This is a genomic window from Salipiger pentaromativorans (assembly GCF_024721115.1).
Taxonomy (GTDB): Bacteria; Pseudomonadota; Alphaproteobacteria; order Rhodobacterales; family Rhodobacteraceae; genus Salipiger; species Salipiger pentaromativorans.
In genome coordinates this window covers 87820-109324 of sequence record NZ_JAMDHK010000003.1, presented here as the reverse complement: position 1 = coordinate 109324, position 21505 = coordinate 87820, and the positions used below count along the sequence as shown (strand labels likewise).

Sequence of the window (21505 nt, the reverse complement as noted above, 5' to 3'; positions counted from 1 at the left end):
CCGCAGGTCAGGAGGGGGAGAAGGTCCCATGACCGGGCGCTGCGTTGTGGCGGCTGTGTCGGACAAGGCTTTGTCGGGTTTTGTCGGCTTTGCGCCAAACCTGAGGGATATTTCAACATATTGATTTTAAATGAATTTCGAATTTCAGGGGCTTGGCACACTTCCTGCTCTTCCCACCCTGAGCGCGGTCACGAGCCGTCTCACCCTCGTGTGATTGAAACGACCAACAGACCAAAAGGAACCCGATATGAGCGCACTTCGTCAGATCGCCTTTTACGGCAAGGGGGGGATCGGCAAGTCGACCACCTCGCAGAACACCCTGGCCGCCCTCGTCGAGATGGGCCAGAAAATCCTGATTGTCGGCTGCGACCCCAAAGCCGACTCCACCCGTCTGATCCTCAACTCCAAGGCGCAGGACACCGTGCTGCACCTGGCCGCCGAGATGGGCTCGGTCGAGGATCTCGAGCTCGAGGACGTGCTCAAGGTGGGCTACAAGGACATCAAATGCGTCGAGTCCGGCGGCCCGGAGCCGGGGGTCGGCTGCGCCGGCCGCGGCGTGATCACCTCGATCAACTTCCTGGAAGAGAACGGCGCCTACGATGACGTGGACTATGTGTCCTACGACGTGCTGGGCGACGTGGTTTGCGGCGGCTTCGCCATGCCGATCCGCGAGAACAAGGCGCAGGAAATCTACATCGTCATGTCCGGCGAGATGATGGCGCTTTACGCCGCCAACAACATCGCCAAGGGCATCCTGAAATACGCCAACTCCGGCGGCGTGCGCCTCGGCGGGCTGATCTGCAACGAGCGCCAGACCGACAAGGAACTGGAACTGGCCGAGGCGATGGCCGCCAAGCTGGGCTCCAAGCTCATCCACTTCGTGCCGCGCGACAACATCGTGCAGCACGCGGAACTGCGCCGCCAGACCGTGCTTCAGTACGCACCGGACTCCAAGCAGGCCGACGAGTACCGCCAGCTGGCCCAGAAGATCCACGCCAACTCGGGCAAGGGCGTCATCCCCACCCCGGTGACCATGGACGAGCTGGAAGAGATGCTGATGGAATTCGGCATCATGCAGTCCGAGGACGAACGCCTGGCCGCCATCGCGGCAAGCGAAGCGCAGGCAGGCTGAGCCCGCTCCCGATCCGGAGGGCCGCGCGCCGGCCCTCCACCCTTTCAACCGCATCAGTGAAGGAGCCAAAAGGATGGCCAAAGATCACGCCGGCGGACCGGAAGACTATGAGGCAATGATCGAGGAAGTCCTCGAAGCCTATCCCGTCAAAGCCAGAAAGAAGCGCGCCAAGCATCTGTCGGTGTCCGGCGCCACCGAGGAAGCGCCCGACGCCACGACCGGCATCGCCTCGAAATGCGACACCACCAAATCCAACATCAAGTCGATCCCCGGCGTGATGACCATTCGCGGCTGCGCCTATGCGGGCTCGAAAGGGGTGGTCTGGGGCCCGGTCAAGGACATGGTGCATATCTCGCACGGCCCGGTGGGCTGCGGGCAATACAGCTGGTCGCAGCGCCGCAATTACTACATCGGCAAGACCGGCGTGGACAGTTTCGTGACCATGCAGTTCACCACCGATTTCCAGGAAAAGGACATCGTATTCGGCGGCGACAAGAAACTCGCCAAGACCATCGACGAGATCAACGAGCTGTTCCCGCTGTCGAACGGCGTCACGATCCAGTCGGAATGCCCGATCGGCCTCATCGGCGACGACATCGAGGCCGTGGCCCGCGAGAAGAAGAAGGAAACCGGCAAGACCATGGTGCCGGTCCGCTGCGAGGGCTTCCGCGGCGTGTCGCAGTCGCTGGGTCACCACATCGCCAACGACGCCGTGCGCGACTGGGTGTTCGAACAGCCCGAAAGCGAGGCGGTCAAGGCCTATGAGCCCGGCCCCTACGACGTGAACGTGATCGGCGATTACAATATCGGCGGCGATGCCTGGGCGAGCCGCATCCTGCTGGAAGAGATGGGTCTCAACGTGGTCGGCAACTGGTCCGGCGACGCGACGCTTGCCGAGATCGAGCGCGCGCCCAAGGCCAAGCTCAACCTCATCCACTGCTATCGGTCGATGAACTACATCTGCCGCTACATGGAAGAGAAATACGGCATCGGCTGGATGGAATACAACTTCTTCGGCCCGACCCAGATCGCCGCGTCGCTGCGCGCCATCGCGAAGAACTTCGACGAGACGATTCAGGAGAACGCCGAAAAGGTCATCGCCAAGTACCAGCCGCTGGTGGACGAGGTGATCGCCAAGTTCCGCCCGCGCCTCGAAGGCAAGTCGGTGATGCTTTATGTCGGCGGGCTGCGCCCCCGTCACGTGGTCACCGCCTATGACGATCTGGGCATGGTCATCGCCGGCACCGGCTACGAGTTCGGCCATGCCGACGATTACAAGCGCACCGGCCATTACGTGAAGGAAGGCACGCTGATCTACGACGACGTGACCAGCTACGAGCTGGAGAAGTTCATCGAGAAGATGCGTCCCGATCTCGTGGGCTCGGGCATCAAGGAAAAGTACCCGGTGCAGAAGATGGGCATCCCGTTCCGTCAGATGCATAGCTGGGACTATTCGGGCCCGTATCACGGCTATGACGGCTTTGCCATCTTCGCCCGCGACATGGATCTGGCGATCAACAACCCGGTCTGGGGCCTGTACGGCGCGCCCTGGGAAAAACCGGCGATCGCGGCCGAGTGACGGCGGGGTGGGCGGATCGCCCACCCTACGGACCCCGGAAGGGCGTTCGCGCCCTTCCTTCCCGAATTTCCCTCAACACAGGCGCGTCTCGGAATGCGGACGGCCAACAGAAGGATGACGACCATGCCTCAGTCGGCAGACAAGGTGCTTGATCACGCACCGCTTTTCCAGCAGCCCGAATACAAGGAGATGCTGGCCCAGAAGAAAGTGAAGTTCGAATGCGGCCATCCCGACGAGCTGGTCCAGGAGATCGGCGACTGGACCAAATCCTGGGAATACCGCGAAAAGAACCTCGCCCGCGAGGCGCTGACGGTGAACCCCGCCAAGGCCTGCCAGCCGCTGGGCGCGGTCTTTGCCAGCCAGGGCTATGAGGCCACCATGCCCTTCGTGCATGGCTCGCAGGGCTGCGTCGCCTATTATCGCTCGCACCTGTCGCGCCACTTCAAGGAGCCCTCGTCCTGCGTCTCCTCCTCGATGACCGAGGATGCGGCGGTGTTCGGCGGGCTTGTGAACCTCGTGGACGGTCTGGCCAATACCAAGGCGCTTTACGATCCCAAGATGATCGCCGTCAGCACCACCTGCATGGCCGAGGTGATCGGCGACGATCTCAACTCCTTCATCCTTCAGGCGAAGGAAAAAGGCTCGGTCGAGGCCACGTTCGATGTGCCCTATGCCCACACGCCCGCCTTTGTCGGCAGCCATGTGGACGGCTACGACAACATGCAGAAGGGGATCCTCTCGCATTTCTGGAACAAGGCCGAGCGGGTCGAGAGTGACAGCATCAACATCATCCCCGGCTTTGACGGCTTTGCGGTGGGCAACAACCGCGAGATCAAGCGGATGCTGGACGAGATGGGCGTCACCTTCACCTTCCTCTCGGATGTGTCGGACGTCTACGACACCCCTTCGGACGGCGAGTTCCGCATGTATGCGGGCGGCACCAAGCTGGAAGACGCCAGGGCGGCGCTGAACGCCAGGGCCACCATCTCGCTTCAGGAATGGTGCACGCCGAAGACCATGGAATATATCGCCGAGAAGGGCCAGCAGACCGCCGCGCTGCATTACCCGATGGGCATCCAGGCCACCGACGAGTTCCTGATGAAAGTCTCGGAGCTGACCGGCAAACCGATCCCGGACTCGCTGAAGCTGGAACGCGGCCGTCTGGTCGACGCACTGGCCGACAGCCAGGCGCATCTGCACGGCAAGACCTACGCCATCTACGGCGACCCGGATTTCGTCTATGCCATGGCGCGTTTCGTCATGGAGATGGGCGGCGAGCCGGTGCATTGCCTGGCCACCAACGGCGGCAAGAAATGGGCCAAGCAGATGGAAGCGCTGCTTGCCTCCTCGCCCTTCGGCAAGCAGGGGCAGGTCTGGGCCGGCAAGGATCTGTGGCACATGCGCTCGCTGCTGAATACCGAGCCGGTGGACATGCTGATCGGCAATTCCTACGGCAAGTATCTGGAGCGTGACACCGGCACCCCGCTGATCCGGCTGATGTTCCCGATCTTCGACCGCCACCACCACCATCGTTTCCCCACGATGGGCTATCAGGGGGCGCTGAACGTGCTGGTCAAGCTGCTGGATACGGTCTTCGACAAGCTCGACGACGACACGATCGTGCCGGGCGAGACCGATTACAGCTATGACCTGACGCGCTGAGCGGCGGCGTTTTGCGAGACGCGACCGGCGGGCCGAGGGCCCGCCGGTTTTGCGTTTGTCGCGGGTGCGCCCGGCCCGTCGGGGCTGTGTCCGGCGGGGCGGGCGGTTTCGAGTATTTGGAGAAAGATGAAAGACGCTTTGTCGGGAAGGCGACAATGGCGGGGTGCTTGGGCGGGGTTTGCGGGGCGGGAGCATGGCACGAAGCTTGCTGTTTTTCTCCTGACAACCGGGAGACGCGCCATGGCCGATGCCTTGAAGAGCAAGATCGCAGATGTGTTTGACGAACCGGCCTGCGGGACGAATGTCTCGAAGTCCGAGCAGCAGCGCAAGAAGGGCTGCGCCAAGCCGCTGACGCCCGGTGCCGCAGCGGGGGGCTGCGCCTTCGACGGCGCCAAGATCGCGCTGCAACCCATCGTCGATGTCGCCCATCTGGTGCATGCGCCGCTGGCCTGCGAAGGCAATGGCTGGGACAACCGGGGCGCGGCGTCGTCGGGATCGGAGCGCTACCGCACCGGGTTCACCACCGACATGACCGAACTCGACATTGTCATGGGGTTCGGCGAGAAGAAGCTCTTCCGCGCGCTGCGCGAGCTGATCGCGGCGGAACAGCCGCCGGCGGTCTTTGTCTATGCGACCTGCGTGCCGGCGCTCATCGGCGACGACATCGACGCGGTGTGCAGGGCGGCGAGCGAGGCCTTCGCCACCCCCTGCATCCCGATCGACGCGCCGGGCTATGTGGGCTCCAAGAACCTCGGCAACAAGCTGGCGGGCGAGGCGATGCTGGATCACGTGATCGGCACGGTGGAGCCCGCGGAGTGCACCCCCTACGACATCAATATCGTGGGGGATTACAACCTGAGCGGCGAGCTCTGGCAGGTGAAGCCGCTGCTCGACCGGCTGGGCATCCGCATTCTGGGCTCGCTGGCTGCCGATGCGCGCTACAAGCAGGTGGCGATGATGCACCGCGCCAAGGTCACGATGATGGTCTGCTCCAAGGCGCTCATCAATGTCGCCCGCAAGCTGGAGGAGCGCTGGGGCATCCCGTTCTTCGAGGGCTCCTTCTACGGGATTTCCGACACGTCCGAGGCGCTGCGCACCATGTGCCGCATTCTGGTGGACCAGGGCGCCGATGCCGAGCTGCTGGAGCGCTGCGAGGCGCTGATCGCCGAGGAAGAGGCGCAGGTCTGGGCGGATCTGGAGCCGTACCGGCCCCGCGTCGCGGGCAGGAAGGTGCTGCTCTATACCGGCGGGCACAAGAGCTGGTCGGTGGTCTCGGCGCTTCAGGAGCTGGGAATGGAGGTGATCGGCACCTCGGTGCGCAAGGCCACCGAGGAGGACAAGGGCCGGGTGGTCGAGATCATGGGCTCGACCGCGCACATGTTCGACAATATGGCGCCCAAGGACATGTACCGGCTGCTGAAACAGGCGGGCGCGGATGTGCTGATGTCGGGCGGGCGGTCGCAATTCGTGGCGCTCAAGGCCAGGATGCCCTGGGTCGATGTGAATCAGGAAAAGCACGAGCCCTATGCGGGCTATATGGGCATGGTCGATCTGGTGCGCGCGCTGGACCGGTCGATGAACAACCCGATGTGGGAGGAGCTGCGCGGCGCCGCGCCCTGGGACGAACCGCTGACCGAGGGGCGCGTGCTGCCCGCGCTGAGCGGCGCCTGCCCGGTGACCGGCGCCGAAGGGGCGACACGGCCCGTGAGCCTCGTGCCGCCTTTGCCGCCGCGCTCGGGGGCTGAGGGAGAGGCCCCGGATCGGGTCCGGGGCGGGGGGGATGAGACACCCGTGCCGGGCTCGACCCGGCACCTCCCGGCTGGTGCCGCTCAGGGCGTGGCCGGTTTTACCTCCTCTGAAACCGATTTCGAGGATTGCTGAGATGGCAAAGCTCGTTCACCCCAAACGCGCGCTGAGCACCAACCCGCTGAAAAGCTCCGCCCCCCTTGGCGCGGCACTGGCCTATCTCGGGATCGAGAAATCCATCCCGCTCTTCCACGGCTCGCAGGGCTGCACCGCCTTTGCGATGGTCCATCTCGTGCGCCACTTCAAGGAGGCGGTGCCGCTTCAGACCACCGCGATGAACGAGGTCTCCACGATCCTCGGCGGTGCCGAGCAGATCGAGGAGGCCATCGAGAACCTGCGCAGGAAGAGCGCGCCGAAAATCATCGGCATCGCCTCCACCGCGCTGACCGAGACGCGGGGAGAGGATGTGCCGGGCGAGCTGAAAGAGATCGTGGCGCGGCGGACAGATTTCGACGACACAAAGATCGTCTACGCCAGCACGCCGGATTTCGACGGGGCGATGCAGGACGGCTGGGCCAGGGCGGTGACCGCCATTGTGGAGACCCTGGTGCCGCGCGTCACCGAGCGCGACCCGGATCTGCGTCAGGTCACGCTGCTTTGCGGGTCGCATCTGACGCCTGCCGAGATCGAGGAGCTGGTGCGCATGATCCGCGCCTTCGGGTTGACGCCCGTGGTGCTGCCCGACATTTCCACCTCGCTCGACGGTCATGTGAGCGACGACTGGACCGGCACGTCGCTGGGCGGCACGCCGCTGGACCGGATCGCGGCGGCGGCGCGGTCCGCCTTCTCCCTTGCGGTGGGCGAGAGCATGCGCGACGCGGCCAGGGCGCTGGAAGAGCGGGCCATGGTGCCCTACCGCGTCTTCCAGTCGGTGACCGGGCTGAAGCCGGTGGATGCCTTTGTGCGCACGCTCATGGGGCTTTCCGGCGTGCAGGATCCGCCACCCTCGGTCAAGCGCGACCGCGCGCGCCTCATCGACGCGGCGCTCGATGCGCATTTCCACACCGGCGGGCTCCGGGTCGCCATCGGTGCGGACCCGGACCTGATGTTTTCGCTATCGACCGCGCTGACCTCCATGGGGGCCGAGATCGTCACCGCCGTCACCACCTCCCAGCACACACCGCTCATCGAGCGGATGCCCTGCGACGAGGTGATCCTTGGCGATCTGGGCGATTTCGAGCGCAGCGCGAAGGAACAGGGCGCGCAGATCCTGCTGACCCACAGCCACGGGCGCCATGCCGAGCACCGGCTGCATGTGCCTCTGGTGCGGGTGGGCTTTCCGGTCTTCGACCGCATCGGCGCTCAGGATGCCTGCCGCGTCGGCTATCGCGGCAGCCGCGCCTTTCTCTACGAGATCGCCAACACCGTCCAATCCATCCACCACCGCGCGCGGCCCGAGGATTTCGGCGCCGCCCCCATTGCAGAGGAGTTCGAGCATGTCCCGCACGCTACGCGTCATTGAGGCGGATGCCCCGAAAGACGGCCCCGCACCGGGCGAGACGCCGCTGCGCATCGCCATCGCCACCAACGACATGGAATATCTCGGGGCGCATTTCGGCTCGGCCCGCAAATTCGCCATCTACGAGGTCTGGAAGACCGGCGCCCGCTTTGTCGAGGCGCACGCGTTCGACAATGTGACCAAGCAGAAGGGCAAGCACGACGACCAGGACGACAAGATCACGCCCAAGGTCGAGGCGCTGACCGGCTGCGCGCTGCTTTTCGCGCTGGCCATCGGCGGGCCCTCGGCGGCCAAGATCGTCAAGGCCGGGGTGCACCCGATCAAGCGCAAGGATCCCGAACCCATCGAGGCGGTGCTGGCGCAGGTGCAAGAGATGCTCAACGGCACGCCGCCGCCCTTCCTGCGCAAGATCCTGGGCACACAGGAAAAACCGAACTTCATGGATGAAGAGGAGTGGGTCTGATGACCACGGATGTGATGGAGCCGCGCGGCGGCGCAATGGTCGAGAGCGATTTCCTGACCCAGCTCGCGGCGGTGATCCGCGCCGAGGACAGCTATGGCCAGTGGGACGACAAGAGCGATGCCGACATCATGTCGGAGTTCATCGTCACCAAGGAAGAGCGCCGCGAGATCCCGATCATCGGCGACCCGGACCCGGATGTGATGTGGCGCGTAAGCAAGTTCTACGACGCCGTGGGGCTGCTGATCGAAAAGCGCACCGGCTGCATGGCCAGCCAGATGCAGAAGATGAGCCACGAGGGCTTTGGCCGCATCGTGCTGATCTCGGGCAAGCTTGTGGTGGTGTCGAAACACCTGCGCGACATCCACCGCTTCGGCTTTGTCAGCTGGGAAAAGCTGGCCGAGGCGGGCGACAAGCTGGTCGCGGGCGCGGTCGAGGCCATCGACACCTATCCCGACGCGGCGCGGGCCTGAGCCATGATCCAGATCGCGCCCCTGCCGAAACCGAAAAAGCCCCTTCCGCCGCTGGTGCTGAAGCCGGCGGCGGGGCGCACCGCCGCCTCGCGGTTTCTGCGCAAGGGCGCCAAACCCAGAAAAGGAGTGCTTCAATGAGCGTGGAAGAGCTGGAAGCCCGCGTCAAGAAACTCTCGATGCGCGCCACCGATGCCAAGATGAACCTGCACGATCTCGCCGAGGAGCTGCCGGTGGACTGGGAAAAGATCCCCGAGACCGCCACCGCGACCTTTGAGGTCTACAAGGAACTGACGGCGGCGCGCAAAGAGCTGAAGGCGGCGAAAAAAGCCGCGGCGGAGGCCTGAGCGCATGACTTTGGTCGCCTATACCCGCGGCGGGGCGGAATATGTTCCCGAGTTTCTCATGGCCATCGACAAGGAGAAATGCATCGGCTGCGGCCGCTGCTACAAGGTCTGCGGCCGCGATGTCATGACCCTGCACGGGGTGACCGAGGACGGCGACGTGCTGCGCCCCGGCACCGAGGAATACGAGGATGTCGAGGACGAGATCGTCAAGAAGGTCATGGCGATGATTCATCCCGAAAACTGCATCGGCTGCGGCGCCTGCGCGCGCGTCTGCCCGTCGGACTGCCAGAGCCATGCGGCCCTCGACTGACATTGCCGCGGCGGCGGACGGGCGGGTGACCGATGCCATGGTCACCGTGTCGGATTTCTCCTGCATCCTCGACCACGCGCTGCATGAGCGCGAGGCGGGGGCGGGGCCGCTGACCGAACGGCTGGGGCTCTCGGGGGCCGAGATCGCCGCGCTGCGCGATCGCTGGCTGCCGCGCGCGGCGCTGCCCGATCTCGATCTCGGCGCGCCCGCGCTGCCCGACGATCAGCGGGCGATTTTCACGCTGATCCTCTGGCGCGGCGGATCGGCGTCGCGCGAGGCGCGCTGGCTCGCGGCGATCCTCGCGCGCCGGGCGATGGAGACGCGCCACCTTTGGGAAGATCTCGGCCTGCCGTCGCGTGCGGCGCTGTCGGCGCTGATCGCCCGGCACCTGCCGGGGCTGGCCGCCGCCAACAGCCAGAACATGCGCTGGAAAAAGTTCTTCTACCGCCAGATCTGTTCCGACGCGGCGTTTTCGCTGTGTCTCTCGCCCAGTTGCGACGATTGCGAAGAACGGGCGGAGTGCTTTGCCCCCGATTGATCCCGCCGCGCTTCTGGCGGGCGCCGAGGCGGCGCGCACGCAGCCCGAGCAGAGCGCCGAGGTGATCGCCCGCGCCCTGCGCGCGGCACCGCAGGATGCCGAGCTGCGGCTCGCGGCCTATCGCTTCTACTTCTATACCCATAATCATGCCGCCGCGCTGGAGCAGGCGGAGGAGCTGCTGCGCCACGCCGCGCGGCGGCTGAACGTCGCGCCGGACTGGCGCGACGTGGCGCCCGAGGATGCCGCATTTGGCGCGCAGGATTTTGCGCCGGGGCTCTATATGCAGGCGCTGGTCGCCATCGGCTATTGTGCCGCCCGCACCGGCGCGCTGGCAGAGGCGCGGGCGGTGCTGGGCAAGGCGGCGGAACTCGATCCCTCCGACAGATTCGGCGGCGCCTGGCTGCTGGCGCGGCTCGACGCGGTGGAGGATGAGGAGGCGTGACCTCCGGCGCCGCGCCCGGCCCTGCGGGGGCAAGCGCGTATTTGGAAAGAGAAGAAGAGCAGGGAAGAGCCTTCCCGGCGGGGTGCCCCTGTCCTGGGGGGATTGGGGGGGCAGGGGGGGCGCGGGCCGGGGGGGTGTCACAGGCATGACACGGGTTTTGTCGATGTCGCAAACCCCCCAATGTTGGCCCGTTCCTTGCCGGATTTTTCCTAAGTCATTGAACTTTAATGTGTATGGAGCTTGGCCCGTTCCTTGCTGAAAGCAATGGAAAGGCCACGCGACCGACAGGAGACATCAGACATGATCGAGATCACCGAACCCGCCCGTTCCGCCATCAAGACCGCCATAGACGGCGCCGGACAGCCCGTTGCGGGGCTGCGCGTCATGGTGCAGGGCGGCGGCTGCGCCGGAATGAAATACGGCATGGCGCTGGAGCTGGAAGCGCAGCCCGACGACGCGGTGGTGACCGCAGGAGAGGTCACCGTGCTGATCGACCCGGAAAGCCAGGCGCATCTCTCGGGCACGACGATCGACTTCGTCACCGGGCTCGAAGGCTCGGGTTTCGTTTTCGACAACCCCAACGCCAGCAGCTCCTGCGGCTGCGGCAAGTCGTTCTGCTGATCGGAGGCCCGGCGCATGTGGGACTATAGCGACAAGGTCAAGGAATATTTCTTCAATCCCAAGAACGCGGGCGCGCTGGCGGATGCCAATGCGGTGGGCGAGGTGGGCTCGCTGTCCTGCGGCGACGCGCTGAAGCTGATGCTGAAGGTGAACCCCGAGACGGATGTCATCGAGGAGGCGAAGTTCCAGACCTTCGGCTGCGGTTCGGCCATCGCGTCGAGCTCGGCGCTGACCGAGCTGATCATCGGCACGACCATTGCCGAGGCGAAGACGCTCACCAATCAGGACATTGCCGATTTCCTCGACGGGCTGCCGCCAGAGAAGATGCATTGCTCGGTCATGGGGCAGGAGGCGCTGCACGCCGCCGTCGCCGCCTATACCGGCGAGGCGCTGGACGAGGACGATCATGAGGAGGGCGCGCTGATCTGCAAATGCTTCGGCGTCGATGCCGGCATGATCGAGCGCGCGATCCGCACCAACAAGCTGACCACGCTGGAGATGGTCACCTTCTACACCAAGGCGGGCGGAAGCTGCGCCTCCTGCCGCGAGCCGCTGGAAGAGCTGCTTGCCGACATCAACAAGGAGATGGTGGCCGAGGGCGCCATCCGACCGGAAGAGGCCTATGTCTTCGGCTCCGCTCCCAGGCCGAAGAAGAAAAAGGCGCAGGGCTTCGTAATCCCCGACGCGGTCCCCGCGCCGATGCCCCCGGCACAGCCCTCGGCCCCCATTCAGATCGCCATGCCCGCCGCCGCGGCCCCCGTCGCGGTGACCGAGGCGCCCGCGAGCGGTCTGAGTGCGGCCAAGGAGGCGATCCTCGTGGCGAAGATCATCGAGGAGATGCGCCCCACCTTCCGCCGCGACGGCGGCGATGTGGAGCTTGTCGACATGGAGGGCAGCCTGGTGCTGGTCAGCCTCGTCGGCGCCTGTTCGGGCTGCCAGCTTGCCGCCAGCACGCTCGGCGGGATCGCCCAGAAGATCACCGAAACCCTCGGCCGCCCGGTTCGGGTGATGCCCGTGGCCAAGGCCTGAGGAGGCCGCGATGAAAGACACCGTCCTTCCCCCCGTTTACCTCGACAACAACGCCACCACGCGGGTCTTTCCCGAGGTCGTGGAGGCCATGCTGCCCTATTTCACCGAGCAGTTCGGCAACGCCTCCTCGATCCACGCTTTCGGCTCGGAGGTCGGCGGCGCGCTGCGTCAGGCGCGCAAATCGCTGCAACAGCTCATCGGCGCCGAGTTCGATCACGAGATCATCTTCACCTCGGGCGGCAGCGAATCCAACAACACCGCGATCCGCTCGGCGCTGCTGGTGCAGCCGGGGCGGGACGAGGTGATCACCTCCGCCGTGGAACATCCGGCCATCCTGACGCTGTGCGACTGGCTGGAAAAGCACGAGGGCGTCACCGTGCACCGCATCCCGGTGGACAGGCTGGGGCGGCTCGACATCGACGCCTATCGCGCGGCGCTGTCGGAAAAGACCGCCGTGGTGAGCTTTATGTGGGCCAATAACGAGACCGGCACCGTGTTCCCGGTCGACGGTCTGGCAGAGCTGGCCCATGAGGTCGGCGCGCTGTTCCATACCGACGCGGTGCAGGCGGTGGGCAAGCTGCCCATCGACCTCAAGAGCACCGAGATCGACATGCTGTCGCTGTCGTCGCACAAGTTCCACGGGCCGAAGGGCCTTGGCGCGCTCTATCTGCGCAAGGGCACGCGGTTCCGCCCGCTGCTGCGCGGCGGGCATCAGGAACGCGGCCGCCGGGCAGGGACCGAGAACGCCCCGGCGATCATCGGGCTGGGCAAGGCCGCCGAGATGGCGCTGGCCACCATGGCCGAGGACAGCGCCCGCATGGCCGGTCTGCGCGACCGGCTGGAAAAGGGGCTCGTGCAGCGCATCGGCCATTGCTTCGTCACCGGCGATCCGCATGACCGGCTGCCCAACACCGCCACCGTGGCCTTTGAGTATATCGAGGGCGAGGCGATCCTGCTGAAGCTCAACCAGGCGGGCATCGCCGCCAGCTCGGGCAGCGCCTGCACCTCGGGCTCGCTTGAGCCCAGCCATGTGCTGCGCGCGATGGACATCCCCTTCACCGCCGCCCACGGCGCCATCCGCTTCTCGCTCTCGCGCGAGACCACGGTGGAGGAGATCGAGCGCGTGCTCGACGCCATGCCGGAGATCATTTCGGGGTTGCGCGAGATGTCGCCCTTTTGGTCGGGCGACGGCGCGCAGCCCGACGGTTTCAACCCGGCCTACGCCTGACCCCACAACCCGCCGCAAAAGGAGCTGCCCCATGCGTCCCGAGCTGTTCGACACGACCCGCGCCAGCCCTGCCGTGACGATCTGCGACACCACGTTGCGGGACGGCGAGCAGACGGCGGGGGTGGCCTTCTCGCTGGCGGAAAAACAGGCCATCGCCCGCGCGCTCGACCGGGCGGGGGTGGCCGAGATCGAGGTGGGCATCCCGGCCATGGGCTATGAGGAGATCGCCGAGATCCGCGCGGTCATGGCCGAGCTGACCCGCGCGGTGCCGGTCGCCTGGTGCCGGCTGCGGTTCCACGATCTCGACATGGCGCAGAAGACCGGCGTGCGGCGGGTGCATTTCGCCGTGCCCGCCTCGGACCGGCAGCTTGCGGGCAAGCTGCGCGCGGATCGCGACTGGGCGCTGCGCGAGACCGCCGCGCTGGTCTATTGCGCGGTGCAGCGGGGGCTTGAGGTCTCGGTGGGCGCCGAGGACGCCAGCCGCGCCGATCCCGATTTCCTCGTGCGGCTGGCCGAGGTGGCTGAGGCGGCGGGGGCGATCCGCTTCCGCATCGCCGATACGCTGGGCATTCTCGACCCGATGAGCGCCTATAGGCTGGTGGCGGATCTGGCGGCGCGCATCGCGCTGCCCATCGAGATCCACGCGCATAACGATTTCGGCATGGCCACCGCCAACACCATGATGGCGGCCTTTGCCGGGGCCTCGCATCTCTCGGTCACCGTCAACGGGCTGGGCGAGCGGGCGGGCAATGCGGCGCTGGAAGAGGTGGGCGCCGCGCTGGAAGCGGGCGGCATCGCCACCGGGCTCGACCTGCGGGCGCTGCCCGCGCTCTCCGCCGTGGTGGCCGAGGCCTCGGGCCGGGCGCTGCCGGTGGCGAAACCCATCACCGGCGCGCTGGTCTTTGCCCATGAGGCGGGGATCCATGTGGATGCCATTCTGAAACAGGCCGACACCTACGAGGATCCGCGCTGCGCGCCGTCGCGTTTTGGACGGGAACGGCAGATCGTCATCGGCAAACATTCCGGGCTTGCCGGGCTGCGCGCCGCCCTCGCCGCCGCCGGGCTGCCCGCCACGGACGAGATCGCGGTGCGGCTGAAGCCCTTGCTGCGCGATCATGCGATCCGCGCCAAGCGGCCCGCGACGGCCGAGGATCTGTCGCGCATGGTGGCCCGCGTCAGCGGCGGCCAGCTCATCGCCTTGCCGGGCGGTCTGCCCGGCGGGGAGGCGGCGTGATGGGGCTCTTTGCGCTGATCCGCAGCGATTTTGCGGCCATAAGGGGCCGCGACCCGGCCGCGCGCGGCAAGCTGGAAACCGCGTTCACCTATCCCGGCCTGCATGCCATCGCTGCCTATCGCGTGGCGCACGGGCTCTGGCGGGCGAACTGGAAGGGCGCGGCCCGGCTGCTTTCCTATCTCGCGCGCATGGGCACGGGGATCGACATCCATCCCGGCGCGCGCATCGGCGCGGGGTTCTTCATCGACCACGGCGCCGGTGTGGTGATCGGCGAGACCGCCGAGATCGGATGCGACGTGACGCTTTATCACGGGGTGACGCTGGGCGGTGTGTCCTGGTCCCCCGGCAAGCGCCACCCCACGCTGGGCGACGGCGTGATGGTGGGGGCGGGGGCCAAGATCCTCGGCCCGATCCTTGTGGGGGCGGGGGCCCGTGTCGGCGCCAATTCCGTGGTGGTCGAGCCGGTGCCCGCCGAGGCCACGGTGATCGGCATCCCCGCGCGCATCGTGCAGACTGACCGCGCGCCGGTCTCCGACCCGTATCGCGTCGATCTCAACCACCATCTGATGCCCGATCCGGTGGGCCGCACGCTGGCGCGGCTGGCCGACCGCATCGCCTTTCTCGAGGCGCGGCTGGCGGCGCGGGACGACGCGCTTGCCCGTCACGAAAGCCACTGCGCCGCCCGGATCGCCATTTCGGGTTGTTCCGAAACACCGAACCACGACCTTCCCAACTGACGCGAAGAGGAGACTGACCCATGCCCAAGGATTTCGAGGAAACCGGCGTTCTGGACCACATTAACAAGCTCTCCGCCGCCGAGGAGATCTTTACCTATCTGCTGCTGCCTTTCGAGCAGCCGGTCATCAACGTCTCGCGCCTGCACATCATGAAACGCTTCGGCGCCTATCTGCGCGACGCGGATTTCGCCGGCAAGGACGAGGAGACGGTGTTTCTGGAGGCGCGCCAGATGCTCAAATCCGCCTATGCGGATTTCGTCGAAAGCACGCCGCTCAAGGAAAAGGTCTTCAAGGTGTTCCGCGACGAGGAGGCCAAGCTCAAGGCCCGCTTTGTCGGCATCGACAGCCTGAAGCTGTCCGCCGAGTGAGCCCGCCGATGTTCCGCGCCACCAAGAGACCCAGCCATTCCGCCGATGTCGGCGGCTTCCGCATCGAGCTTCGGCGCCGGGCCGAGGACAGCGCCGCGCTGCGCGCGCTGACCCGGATCTGCCCGTCGGCCTGCTTCCGCTTCGGCGAGAGCGACCGCATCGAGTTCTCGTCGGAAAACTGCACCCTCTGCGGCACCTGCCGCCGGGTCTGCGGCGCCACCGGCGAGATCGCCTGGTTCGCGCCCGAACGCATCGGCGCCCCCGCCCGCCGCCTGGCCTGAAGGAGCCCGTCATGAGAAAGACCCTGCTGCTCTCGCTGTTCTGCGCCGCCCTGCCGAGGATGGCGCTGTCCGAGCCGATGCTGCTCGCCGCCGCCTCGACCCGCGATGCCATCGACGCGGGCCTCGCCGAAAGCGGGATCGCCGCGCTGACCAGCTACGGCGCCTCGGGGGTGCTGGCACGCCAGATCGAGCAGGGCGCGCCCGCCGATCTCTTCATCTCGGCCAATCCGAAATGGATGCAGCATCTGGTGGATCTGGGGCTGATCGAAAAGGACGCGGTCTCGGTGCTGATGTCGAACCGCCTTGTTCTGATCGCGCCCGAGGGCAGCGGCGATCTGGCGCCAGACGGGATCGCGGCACGGCTCGACGGCGAGAATTTCGTCATGGCCGATCCTCAGACCGCCCCGGTGGGCAGCTACGGCAAGACCGCGCTTGAGACACTGGGGCTCTGGAGCGCCATCGAAAGCCATTTCGTACCGACCCGAAATACGCTGGCCACCGTCGCCGCCGTGGCGCAGGGCGAGGCGGCGCTGGGGCTGGTCTATGCCAGCGACGCCGCCGGGCAGCCGGGGGTGCGCGTGGTCTGGACCGTGCCCGCCGACAGCCACCCGCCGATCCGTTACCTGATCGCGCCGCTGGCGCAGGGCGACGACCCGGAGGGCGCGACCGAACTGCTCGACTTCCTGCTGGGGGCGGGGGGCCGCGTCGTGCTGACGGGCAAGGGGTTTCTGCCGGTGGCGGAGGGCTCCTGAAATGCTCGCGCTCAGCCCCATGGAACAGTCGGCGCTGATGCTGTCGCTCAACGCCTCGGCGCAGGCGGTGCTCTGGTCGCTGCCGCTGGCCATCGGGCTGGGCTGGCTGCTCGGGTCGCGGCGCTTTCCCGGCCATGCGCTGCTGAACGCGGTGGTGCATCTGCCGCTGGTGCTGCCGCCGGTGGTGCTGGGCTATCTGCTGCTGGTGCTGCTGGGTCGCAACGGCGCCATCGGCGGGCCGCTTTACGACCTGTTCGGCATTCGCATCGCCTTTTCGGGCGAGGCGGTGGTGATCGCCTGCGCGGTGGTGGGCTTTCCGCTGCTGGTGCGCGCGATCCGGCAATCTGCCGAGGCCATCGACCCGCGCTATGCCCGCGCCGCGCGCAGCCTCGGGGCCTCGGAGCTGCGCATCTTCGTCACCGTGACCCTGCCGCTGATGGCGCCGGGCATCCTGACCGGGATCACCCTGGCCTTTGCCCGCGCGGTGGGCGAGTTCGGCGCCACGATTACGCTCGCGGGCAACATCCCCGGCCGCACCCAGACCCTGCCGCTGGCGCTCTTCACCGTGACGCAAAGCCCCGGCACCGAGGCCGAGGCGATGCGGCTTTGTCTGCTGTCGCTGGCGCTGGCGGGGGCGGCGCTGCTGGCGTCGGAAAGCATCGCGCGCCGCATGACCCCGGTGAGGGCCGCGACATGATCGAGATACATCTCCGCCACAAGCAGGGGGATTTCCGTCTCGATGTCGATCTGGCGCTGCCCGCGCAGGGGATCATCGGGCTGATCGGGCGCTCGGGCTCGGGCAAATCGACGCTGTTCTCCTGCCTCGCCGGGCATATCCGCCCGACGCGCGGCTGCATCTCGCTCTTTGGCCGGGCGCTGTATCACAGCGAGCAGAAGATCCACATCGCCCCCGCGCAGCGGGGCATCGGGGTGGTGTTCCAGGACGGCGTGCTGTTTCCGCATATGAACGTCCACCGCAACCTGTCTTATGGCGCGCAGAATGTCGGCACCGACTTCTGGCACGAGGTCATCGCGGCGCTGGATCTGGCGCATCTGCTGGAGGCCCGCCCGGCGCGGCTCTCGGGGGGCGAGCGTCAGCGGGCCGCCATCGCGCGCGCGCTGATGGCGGAGCCCGACCTGCTGCTGCTCGACGAGCCGGTCTCGGCGCTGGATCCGGGACTGAAGGCGCGCACGCTCGATCTCATCGCCCGCGTGCAGGAGCGGACCCGGGTGCCGATGATCTTCATCAGCCACGCCCCGGAAGAGGTCCGCCGGTTGTGCGATCAGGTGGTCACGCTTCAGGGCGGCTGTATCCGGTCGGTGACCGCTGCCGGCGCGCCCGCGCGGCCCTATCCGGCCCCGGCCGAGGCAGGGAGGCTGCGCTGTGCCCGGTGAGTCGCTGTGTCCCGCAGGGCCTGCTTTTTCGGCGTTTGGCGGCGCCGGCGCGAAAAAGCGGGGCGCCTTCGTTCACATCTTGCCCGGATGCGCCGGGCGTTTGCCCCGGGCGCGGGGCGGTATGAGAGGCTGATCCGCATGGAATTTGTCCAGACGATCTCGCAGGGCCAGACGATGCAGATGGGGGGGCAGCTTTTGCAGTCCCTGGCGATCCTCGGCATGGCGTCGCAGGATCTGTCCGAACATCTTCAGGAACGCGCCGAGGCCAATCCGTATGTGTCCTACCGGGCGCCCGCCGCCTTTGCGGCCCGGGGCGGCGGGGATTTCGATGCGCTGGCCACCGTGGCCGCCGACCGGCCCAGCCTCATGGCGCATGTGGTCGAGCAGATCGAACGGGGTTTCGAGACCTCCGGCGACCGAATGATCGCGCTGCATTTCGCCGAGGCGCTGGAGCCCACGGGCTGGCTGGGCCAATCGGTCGAAACCGTCGCGCTGCTGGCGGGCTGTCCGCCGCGCAAGGCGCAGGCGGTGCTCGAGGTTTTGCAGGGGTTCGAACCGGCGGGGCTGTTTGCCGGCTCGCTGTCCGAATGCCTGCTGATTCAGGCCCGCGAGGCCGATTTGCTGAGCTGGGAGGTCGAGACGCTGATCCGCAATCTCGATCTGATCGACGGCCGCCGCGCCGAGCTGGCCGAGCTGTGCGATTGCGAGGTTTCGGATATTCCCGACATTCTCGCCCAGATCCGGGGCCTCGATCCCAAGCCGGGGCTGGCCTATGACCATGTGCCGGTCCCGGTCTTTCCACCCGACCTGATCGCGACGCGGAGCGAGGCGGGCTGGACGGTCGAACTGAACCGCGCCACCACGCCGAAGATCACCGTGATGGAAGACCGGCTTGCCGATGGCAGCGCCGACTGCGCGGCGCGCAAGCTGCGCCGCAAGGCGCTGGCCGAGGCGCGCGCGCTGGCGCTGGCGCTGGAGCGCCGGGGCGACACGCTGCTGCGCACCGCCGCCGTTCTGGTGGCGCGGCAGTCGCGGTTCCTCGACCGGGGCCCGGCCTATCTGGCGCCGCTCACGCTCGAGGATGTGGCCGCCGAGCTGGGGGTGCATGCCTCGACCGTCAGCCGTGCCGTCTCGGGGCGCATGATCCAGATGCCGACCCGGGCTTTGCCGCTGCGCAGCTTCTTTTCGCGCCCGGTCTCGAACCTGCCCGGTGCCGTGGCGGTCTCGCGCGACAGCATGATGAATTTCGTCCAGCAGGTGGTGGGCGAGGAGAACCCGAAAGAGCCGCTCAGCGACGATGCCATCGTTGCGCTGGCACAGCGTTCGGGGCTGCGGATCGCACGCCGGACGGTGGCGAAATACCGCTCCGTGCTGGGACTGGGTTCGTCCTACGAACGCCGGCGGCGGGCGCTTGGCGCATGATTCGAATCGGATCGTTCGCCCGCGAACGGCATCGCGGGGCTGACAGCGGGCGGGAGGGCCCGAAACATGGGCGGTTCTGCCGAAACCATGCGCAACAGCGGTTCGGATTCTCGTTATCCGGCGGTAGGGCGCCGATGTTTCGCCTCGGCGGACACGGCGCGAGACGGAAGCTGCTAGACTGGTGCGTGAGCTGTGTGCCGGTGCCCCGCGCCGGGCCGCAGGCCGGACGGACATTGCGACAGGGAGGGAGGACAACCCGAGTGAAGGAGGGGCCCGCACATGGACGAAGCTGCGACTGAGACCTGCGCCGGGGGCGAGACGCCGGCGTCATCGGCTCCACCGAGCTCCGGACCGGCCGTTGACCGGCTGGCGCTGGACGCGATCTATGAGATCGCCAAGACCTTTGCGACGGCACCCGATCCGATCGATGAAGTTCCGAATATTCTCAATGTTCTATCCTCCTTTCTCGATCTGCGTCACGCGGTGCTTGCGCTGCTGAGCGAGCCCGGCAGCGAGGGCGCCTGGGGTACGGTGAATCCCTATACCATCGCCGCCACCGCCTTTGTGCGCGACAAGGCCGCCGACCCGTCCGAGGTGATCCCGGACGAGGTGGTCCGGATCGTGTTCCGCTCGGGCGTGCCGCTGGTCTCCTTCGATCTGGCGGAGGAATTCGGCCCCGACGCGGTGCCCGCGCGGCTGCGCGGCGAGGGCCAGACGATGATCGCGGTGCCCCTGCGCGACCCCGAGCGCAGCCATTTCGTGCTTGGGGTGCTCTGCGCCTACCGCAGCCACGAGGACCAGCGCGCGGGGCTTTCGGATCTCGATGTGCGGGTGCTGACCATGGTGGCCTCGCTGCTCGAGCAGGCGCTGCGCTTTCGCCGCCGGATCGCCCGGGACCGCGAGCGCGCGCTCGAGGATACGCGCCGTCTGCTGCAAAGCGTGAGCGACCAGAACGGCAACAAGGTGCCGCCGATCTCGCTGGACGGGATCATCGGCGACAGCCCCGCGATTTCCGAGGTGATCGCGCAGCTGCGGCGGGTGGCGCCGACCAGGACGCCGGTCCTGCTGCGCGGCGAGAGCGGCACGGGCAAGGAGCTGTTTGCGCGCGCGGTGCACACGCAATCGGACCGCAGCCGTGGCCCCTTTATCCGCGTGAACTGTGCTGCGCTTTCGGAAACCCTTTTGGAATCAGAGCTTTTCGGCCATGAGAAGGGCGCCTTTACCGGCGCCAACGCGCTCAAGAAAGGGCGGTTCGAGCTGGCCGATGGCGGCACGCTGTTTCTCGACGAGATCGGCGAGATCAGCGCCACCTTCCAGTCCAAGCTGCTGCGCGTCTTGCAGGAGGGCGAGTTCGAGCGGGTCGGCGGCACGCGGACCCTCAAGGTCGATGTGCGCATCGTTGCGGCGACGAACCGGGATCTTGAGGATGCGGTCGCACGGGGCGAGTTTCGCGCCGATCTTTACTTCCGCATCTGCGTCGTGCCGATCCTGCTGCCGCCGCTGCGCGACCGCAAAAGCGACATCCGCCCGCTGGCGCAGCTCTTTCTCGACAAGTTCAACGAGACGAACGCCACGAATGTGCGCTTTGCGCCGGATGCGTTCGAGACGATCTGCAAATGCAACTTCCCCGGCAATGTGCGCGAACTGGAAAACTGCGTGAACCGGGCCGCCGCGCTGTCGGACGGCGAGGTGGTGCTGGGCGGCGAACTGGCCTGCCGTCAGGGATCGTGTCTCTCGGCCGAGCTGTGGCGGCTTCAGGAAGGCGCCTCGCCCATCGGCGGGCTGGCGGTGGGGCGGGTGGTCACGCCGTCGATCCGCAGGTCCGTGGCCGAACGCCCGGTTGAGCGCGAGCTGCCGCCCGATCCGGCCGAGAGCTTCCCGCGCCGCAAGACCGCCAACACGGCCCGCGAAGAGCTGATCGCGGCCATGGAAGAGGCGGGCTGGGTGCAGGCCAAGGCCGCGCGCCTGCTGGGCATGACGCCGCGCCAGGTGGCCTATGCGCTGCAAAAGCACGGCATCGAGGTTCGCAAGATTTAGCCCCCCAAAGGATTGTTCCAGAACTCGTTTTTTCTGTCTCCCTCCCAGCGCGGTCCCGGCAACGGGGCCGCGCAATTTGTTGCGAGGCCGTGCCGCGCGGTCTTTGTCGCAGCCTTTGTCCCTTACCCGACAATTTGGCCGGTTTCGCCGGAAAACCACGGCTCAGACTTGGCCTGTTCCTTGCTGAATTGAGTCC

General features: G+C 66.9%; 23 protein-coding genes. All 23 read left to right on the top strand.

Annotated elements, in window-relative coordinates; all coding sequences use genetic code 11:
- Positions 1-247: 247 nt before the first annotated feature.
- The 23 genes from nifH (at position 248) to nifA (ending at position 21309) form a co-directional block, all read left to right on the top strand.
- Positions 248-1132: a nitrogenase iron protein gene (gene nifH / locus M4578_RS06475; RefSeq protein WP_258092644.1), complete on the top strand. Its 885-nt coding sequence runs from the start codon at positions 248-250 to the stop codon at positions 1130-1132.
- A gap of 73 nt (positions 1133-1205) precedes the next feature.
- Positions 1206-2711, top strand: coding sequence for a nitrogenase molybdenum-iron protein alpha chain (nifD, locus tag M4578_RS06470; RefSeq protein ID WP_258092643.1), 1506 nt, complete (start codon positions 1206-1208; stop codon positions 2709-2711).
- Between the two features lie 123 nt (positions 2712-2834).
- Complete coding sequence (nifK, locus tag M4578_RS06465) at positions 2835-4373, top strand: nitrogenase molybdenum-iron protein subunit beta (protein ID WP_258092642.1); 1539 nt, start codon at positions 2835-2837, stop codon at positions 4371-4373.
- Positions 4374-4613: 240 nt separating this feature from the next.
- Positions 4614-6254, top strand: coding sequence for a nitrogenase iron-molybdenum cofactor biosynthesis protein NifE (nifE, locus tag M4578_RS06460; RefSeq protein WP_258092641.1), 1641 nt, complete (start codon positions 4614-4616; stop codon positions 6252-6254).
- A gap of 1 nt (position 6255) precedes the next feature.
- Entirely contained in the window at positions 6256-7641 is a 1386-nt protein-coding gene (gene nifN / locus M4578_RS06455; protein ID WP_258092640.1) for a nitrogenase iron-molybdenum cofactor biosynthesis protein NifN, read from the top strand.
- Positions 7616-8101: a nitrogen fixation protein NifX gene (gene nifX / locus M4578_RS06450; RefSeq protein ID WP_258092639.1), complete on the top strand. Its 486-nt coding sequence runs from the start codon at positions 7616-7618 to the stop codon at positions 8099-8101. The genes nifN and nifX overlap by 26 nt, the downstream gene beginning before the upstream one ends.
- Entirely contained in the window at positions 8101-8571 is a 471-nt protein-coding gene (locus tag M4578_RS06445) for a NifX-associated nitrogen fixation protein (RefSeq protein WP_258092638.1), read from the top strand. Before nifX ends, M4578_RS06445 begins: the two co-directional genes overlap by 1 nt.
- A 134-nt stretch (positions 8572-8705) precedes the next feature.
- Positions 8706-8915, top strand: a complete 210-nt coding sequence (locus tag M4578_RS06440) for a CCE_0567 family metalloprotein (protein WP_258092637.1) — start codon at positions 8706-8708, stop codon at positions 8913-8915.
- 4 nt (positions 8916-8919) lie between these two features.
- The gene (fdxB, locus tag M4578_RS06435; RefSeq protein WP_258092636.1) at positions 8920-9225 is read left to right on the top strand and encodes a ferredoxin III, nif-specific; all 306 of its coding nucleotides are present in this window, start codon (positions 8920-8922) and stop codon (positions 9223-9225) included.
- Positions 9209-9763: a nitrogen fixation protein NifQ gene (locus M4578_RS06430; RefSeq protein WP_258092635.1), complete on the top strand. Its 555-nt coding sequence runs from the start codon at positions 9209-9211 to the stop codon at positions 9761-9763. Before fdxB ends, M4578_RS06430 begins: the two co-directional genes overlap by 17 nt.
- On the top strand, positions 9750-10205 hold the full coding sequence (locus M4578_RS06425; protein ID WP_258092634.1) for a hypothetical protein: 456 nt from the start codon (positions 9750-9752) through the stop codon (positions 10203-10205). Before M4578_RS06430 ends, M4578_RS06425 begins: the two co-directional genes overlap by 14 nt.
- 300 nt (positions 10206-10505) lie before the next feature.
- A complete protein-coding gene (locus tag M4578_RS06420; protein ID WP_092419781.1) occupies positions 10506-10826 on the top strand; it encodes an iron-sulfur cluster assembly accessory protein in 321 nt (106 codons plus the stop codon).
- Positions 10827-10841: 15 nt separating this feature from the next.
- A complete protein-coding gene (nifU, locus tag M4578_RS06415) occupies positions 10842-11855 on the top strand; it encodes a Fe-S cluster assembly protein NifU (RefSeq protein WP_258092633.1) in 1014 nt (337 codons plus the stop codon).
- Positions 11856-11865: 10 nt separating this feature from the next.
- Complete coding sequence (gene nifS, locus M4578_RS06410; protein ID WP_258092632.1) at positions 11866-13083, top strand: cysteine desulfurase NifS; 1218 nt, start codon at positions 11866-11868, stop codon at positions 13081-13083.
- A gap of 31 nt (positions 13084-13114) precedes the next feature.
- Positions 13115-14317 (top strand): homocitrate synthase, encoded by a 1203-nt coding sequence (gene nifV / locus M4578_RS06405; protein ID WP_258092631.1) that lies wholly within the window; start codon positions 13115-13117, stop codon positions 14315-14317.
- Positions 14317-15054: a serine O-acetyltransferase gene (cysE, locus tag M4578_RS06400; RefSeq protein WP_258092966.1), complete on the top strand. Its 738-nt coding sequence runs from the start codon at positions 14317-14319 to the stop codon at positions 15052-15054. Before nifV ends, cysE begins: the two co-directional genes overlap by 1 nt.
- Before the next feature lie 20 nt (positions 15055-15074).
- Positions 15075-15422, top strand: coding sequence for a nitrogenase stabilizing/protective protein NifW (nifW, locus tag M4578_RS06395; protein WP_258092630.1), 348 nt, complete (start codon positions 15075-15077; stop codon positions 15420-15422).
- Positions 15423-15430: 8 nt separating this feature from the next.
- Positions 15431-15703, top strand: coding sequence for a hypothetical protein (locus tag M4578_RS06390; protein ID WP_258092629.1), 273 nt, complete (start codon positions 15431-15433; stop codon positions 15701-15703).
- Between the two features lie 11 nt (positions 15704-15714).
- Positions 15715-16455: a molybdate ABC transporter substrate-binding protein gene (gene modA / locus M4578_RS06385; RefSeq protein WP_258092628.1), complete on the top strand. Its 741-nt coding sequence runs from the start codon at positions 15715-15717 to the stop codon at positions 16453-16455.
- 1 nt (position 16456) lies between these two features.
- A complete protein-coding gene (gene modB / locus M4578_RS06380) occupies positions 16457-17152 on the top strand; it encodes a molybdate ABC transporter permease subunit (RefSeq protein WP_258092627.1) in 696 nt (231 codons plus the stop codon).
- Complete coding sequence (locus tag M4578_RS06375; RefSeq protein ID WP_258092626.1) at positions 17149-17850, top strand: ATP-binding cassette domain-containing protein; 702 nt, start codon at positions 17149-17151, stop codon at positions 17848-17850. The genes modB and M4578_RS06375 overlap by 4 nt, the downstream gene beginning before the upstream one ends.
- A 138-nt stretch (positions 17851-17988) precedes the next feature.
- Positions 17989-19272: an RNA polymerase factor sigma-54 gene (rpoN, locus tag M4578_RS06370; RefSeq protein WP_258092625.1), complete on the top strand. Its 1284-nt coding sequence runs from the start codon at positions 17989-17991 to the stop codon at positions 19270-19272.
- A gap of 279 nt (positions 19273-19551) precedes the next feature.
- Positions 19552-21309 (top strand): nif-specific transcriptional activator NifA, encoded by a 1758-nt coding sequence (gene nifA / locus M4578_RS06365; protein WP_258092624.1) that lies wholly within the window; start codon positions 19552-19554, stop codon positions 21307-21309.
- The last annotated feature ends 196 nt before the right edge of the window (positions 21310-21505 follow it).

Excerpts from the sequence above, each read along its gene's own strand:
- rpoN (WP_258092625.1), top strand. The coding sequence starts at position 17,989 with ATGGAATTTGTCCAGACGATCTCGCAGGGCCAGACGATGCAGATGGGG.
- M4578_RS06445 (WP_258092638.1), top strand. The coding sequence starts at position 8,101 with ATGACCACGGATGTGATGGAGCCGCGCGGCGGCGCAATGGTCGAGAGC.
- nifK (WP_258092642.1), top strand. The coding sequence starts at position 2,835 with ATGCCTCAGTCGGCAGACAAGGTGCTTGATCACGCACCGCTTTTCCAG.
- nifE (WP_258092641.1), top strand. The coding sequence starts at position 4,614 with ATGGCCGATGCCTTGAAGAGCAAGATCGCAGATGTGTTTGACGAACCG.
- nifV (WP_258092631.1), top strand. The coding sequence starts at position 13,115 with ATGCGTCCCGAGCTGTTCGACACGACCCGCGCCAGCCCTGCCGTGACG.
- modB (WP_258092627.1), top strand. The coding sequence starts at position 16,457 with ATGCTCGCGCTCAGCCCCATGGAACAGTCGGCGCTGATGCTGTCGCTC.
- nifN (WP_258092640.1), top strand. The coding sequence starts at position 6,256 with ATGGCAAAGCTCGTTCACCCCAAACGCGCGCTGAGCACCAACCCGCTG.
- nifA (WP_258092624.1), top strand. The coding sequence starts at position 19,552 with ATGGACGAAGCTGCGACTGAGACCTGCGCCGGGGGCGAGACGCCGGCG.
- cysE (WP_258092966.1), top strand. The coding sequence starts at position 14,317 with ATGGGGCTCTTTGCGCTGATCCGCAGCGATTTTGCGGCCATAAGGGGC.
- nifW (WP_258092630.1), top strand. The coding sequence starts at position 15,075 with ATGCCCAAGGATTTCGAGGAAACCGGCGTTCTGGACCACATTAACAAG.
- M4578_RS06430 (WP_258092635.1), top strand. The coding sequence starts at position 9,209 with ATGCGGCCCTCGACTGACATTGCCGCGGCGGCGGACGGGCGGGTGACC.
- M4578_RS06390 (WP_258092629.1), top strand. The coding sequence starts at position 15,431 with ATGTTCCGCGCCACCAAGAGACCCAGCCATTCCGCCGATGTCGGCGGC.
- nifD (WP_258092643.1), top strand. The coding sequence starts at position 1,206 with ATGGCCAAAGATCACGCCGGCGGACCGGAAGACTATGAGGCAATGATC.
- M4578_RS06440 (WP_258092637.1), top strand. The coding sequence starts at position 8,706 with ATGAGCGTGGAAGAGCTGGAAGCCCGCGTCAAGAAACTCTCGATGCGC.
- nifU (WP_258092633.1), top strand. The coding sequence starts at position 10,842 with ATGTGGGACTATAGCGACAAGGTCAAGGAATATTTCTTCAATCCCAAG.
- fdxB (WP_258092636.1), top strand. The coding sequence starts at position 8,920 with ATGACTTTGGTCGCCTATACCCGCGGCGGGGCGGAATATGTTCCCGAG.
- nifH (WP_258092644.1), top strand. The coding sequence starts at position 248 with ATGAGCGCACTTCGTCAGATCGCCTTTTACGGCAAGGGGGGGATCGGC.
- nifX (WP_258092639.1), top strand. The coding sequence starts at position 7,616 with ATGTCCCGCACGCTACGCGTCATTGAGGCGGATGCCCCGAAAGACGGC.
- modA (WP_258092628.1), top strand. The coding sequence starts at position 15,715 with ATGAGAAAGACCCTGCTGCTCTCGCTGTTCTGCGCCGCCCTGCCGAGG.
- M4578_RS06420 (WP_092419781.1), top strand. The coding sequence starts at position 10,506 with ATGATCGAGATCACCGAACCCGCCCGTTCCGCCATCAAGACCGCCATA.
- M4578_RS06375 (WP_258092626.1), top strand. The coding sequence starts at position 17,149 with ATGATCGAGATACATCTCCGCCACAAGCAGGGGGATTTCCGTCTCGAT.
- nifS (WP_258092632.1), top strand. The coding sequence starts at position 11,866 with ATGAAAGACACCGTCCTTCCCCCCGTTTACCTCGACAACAACGCCACC.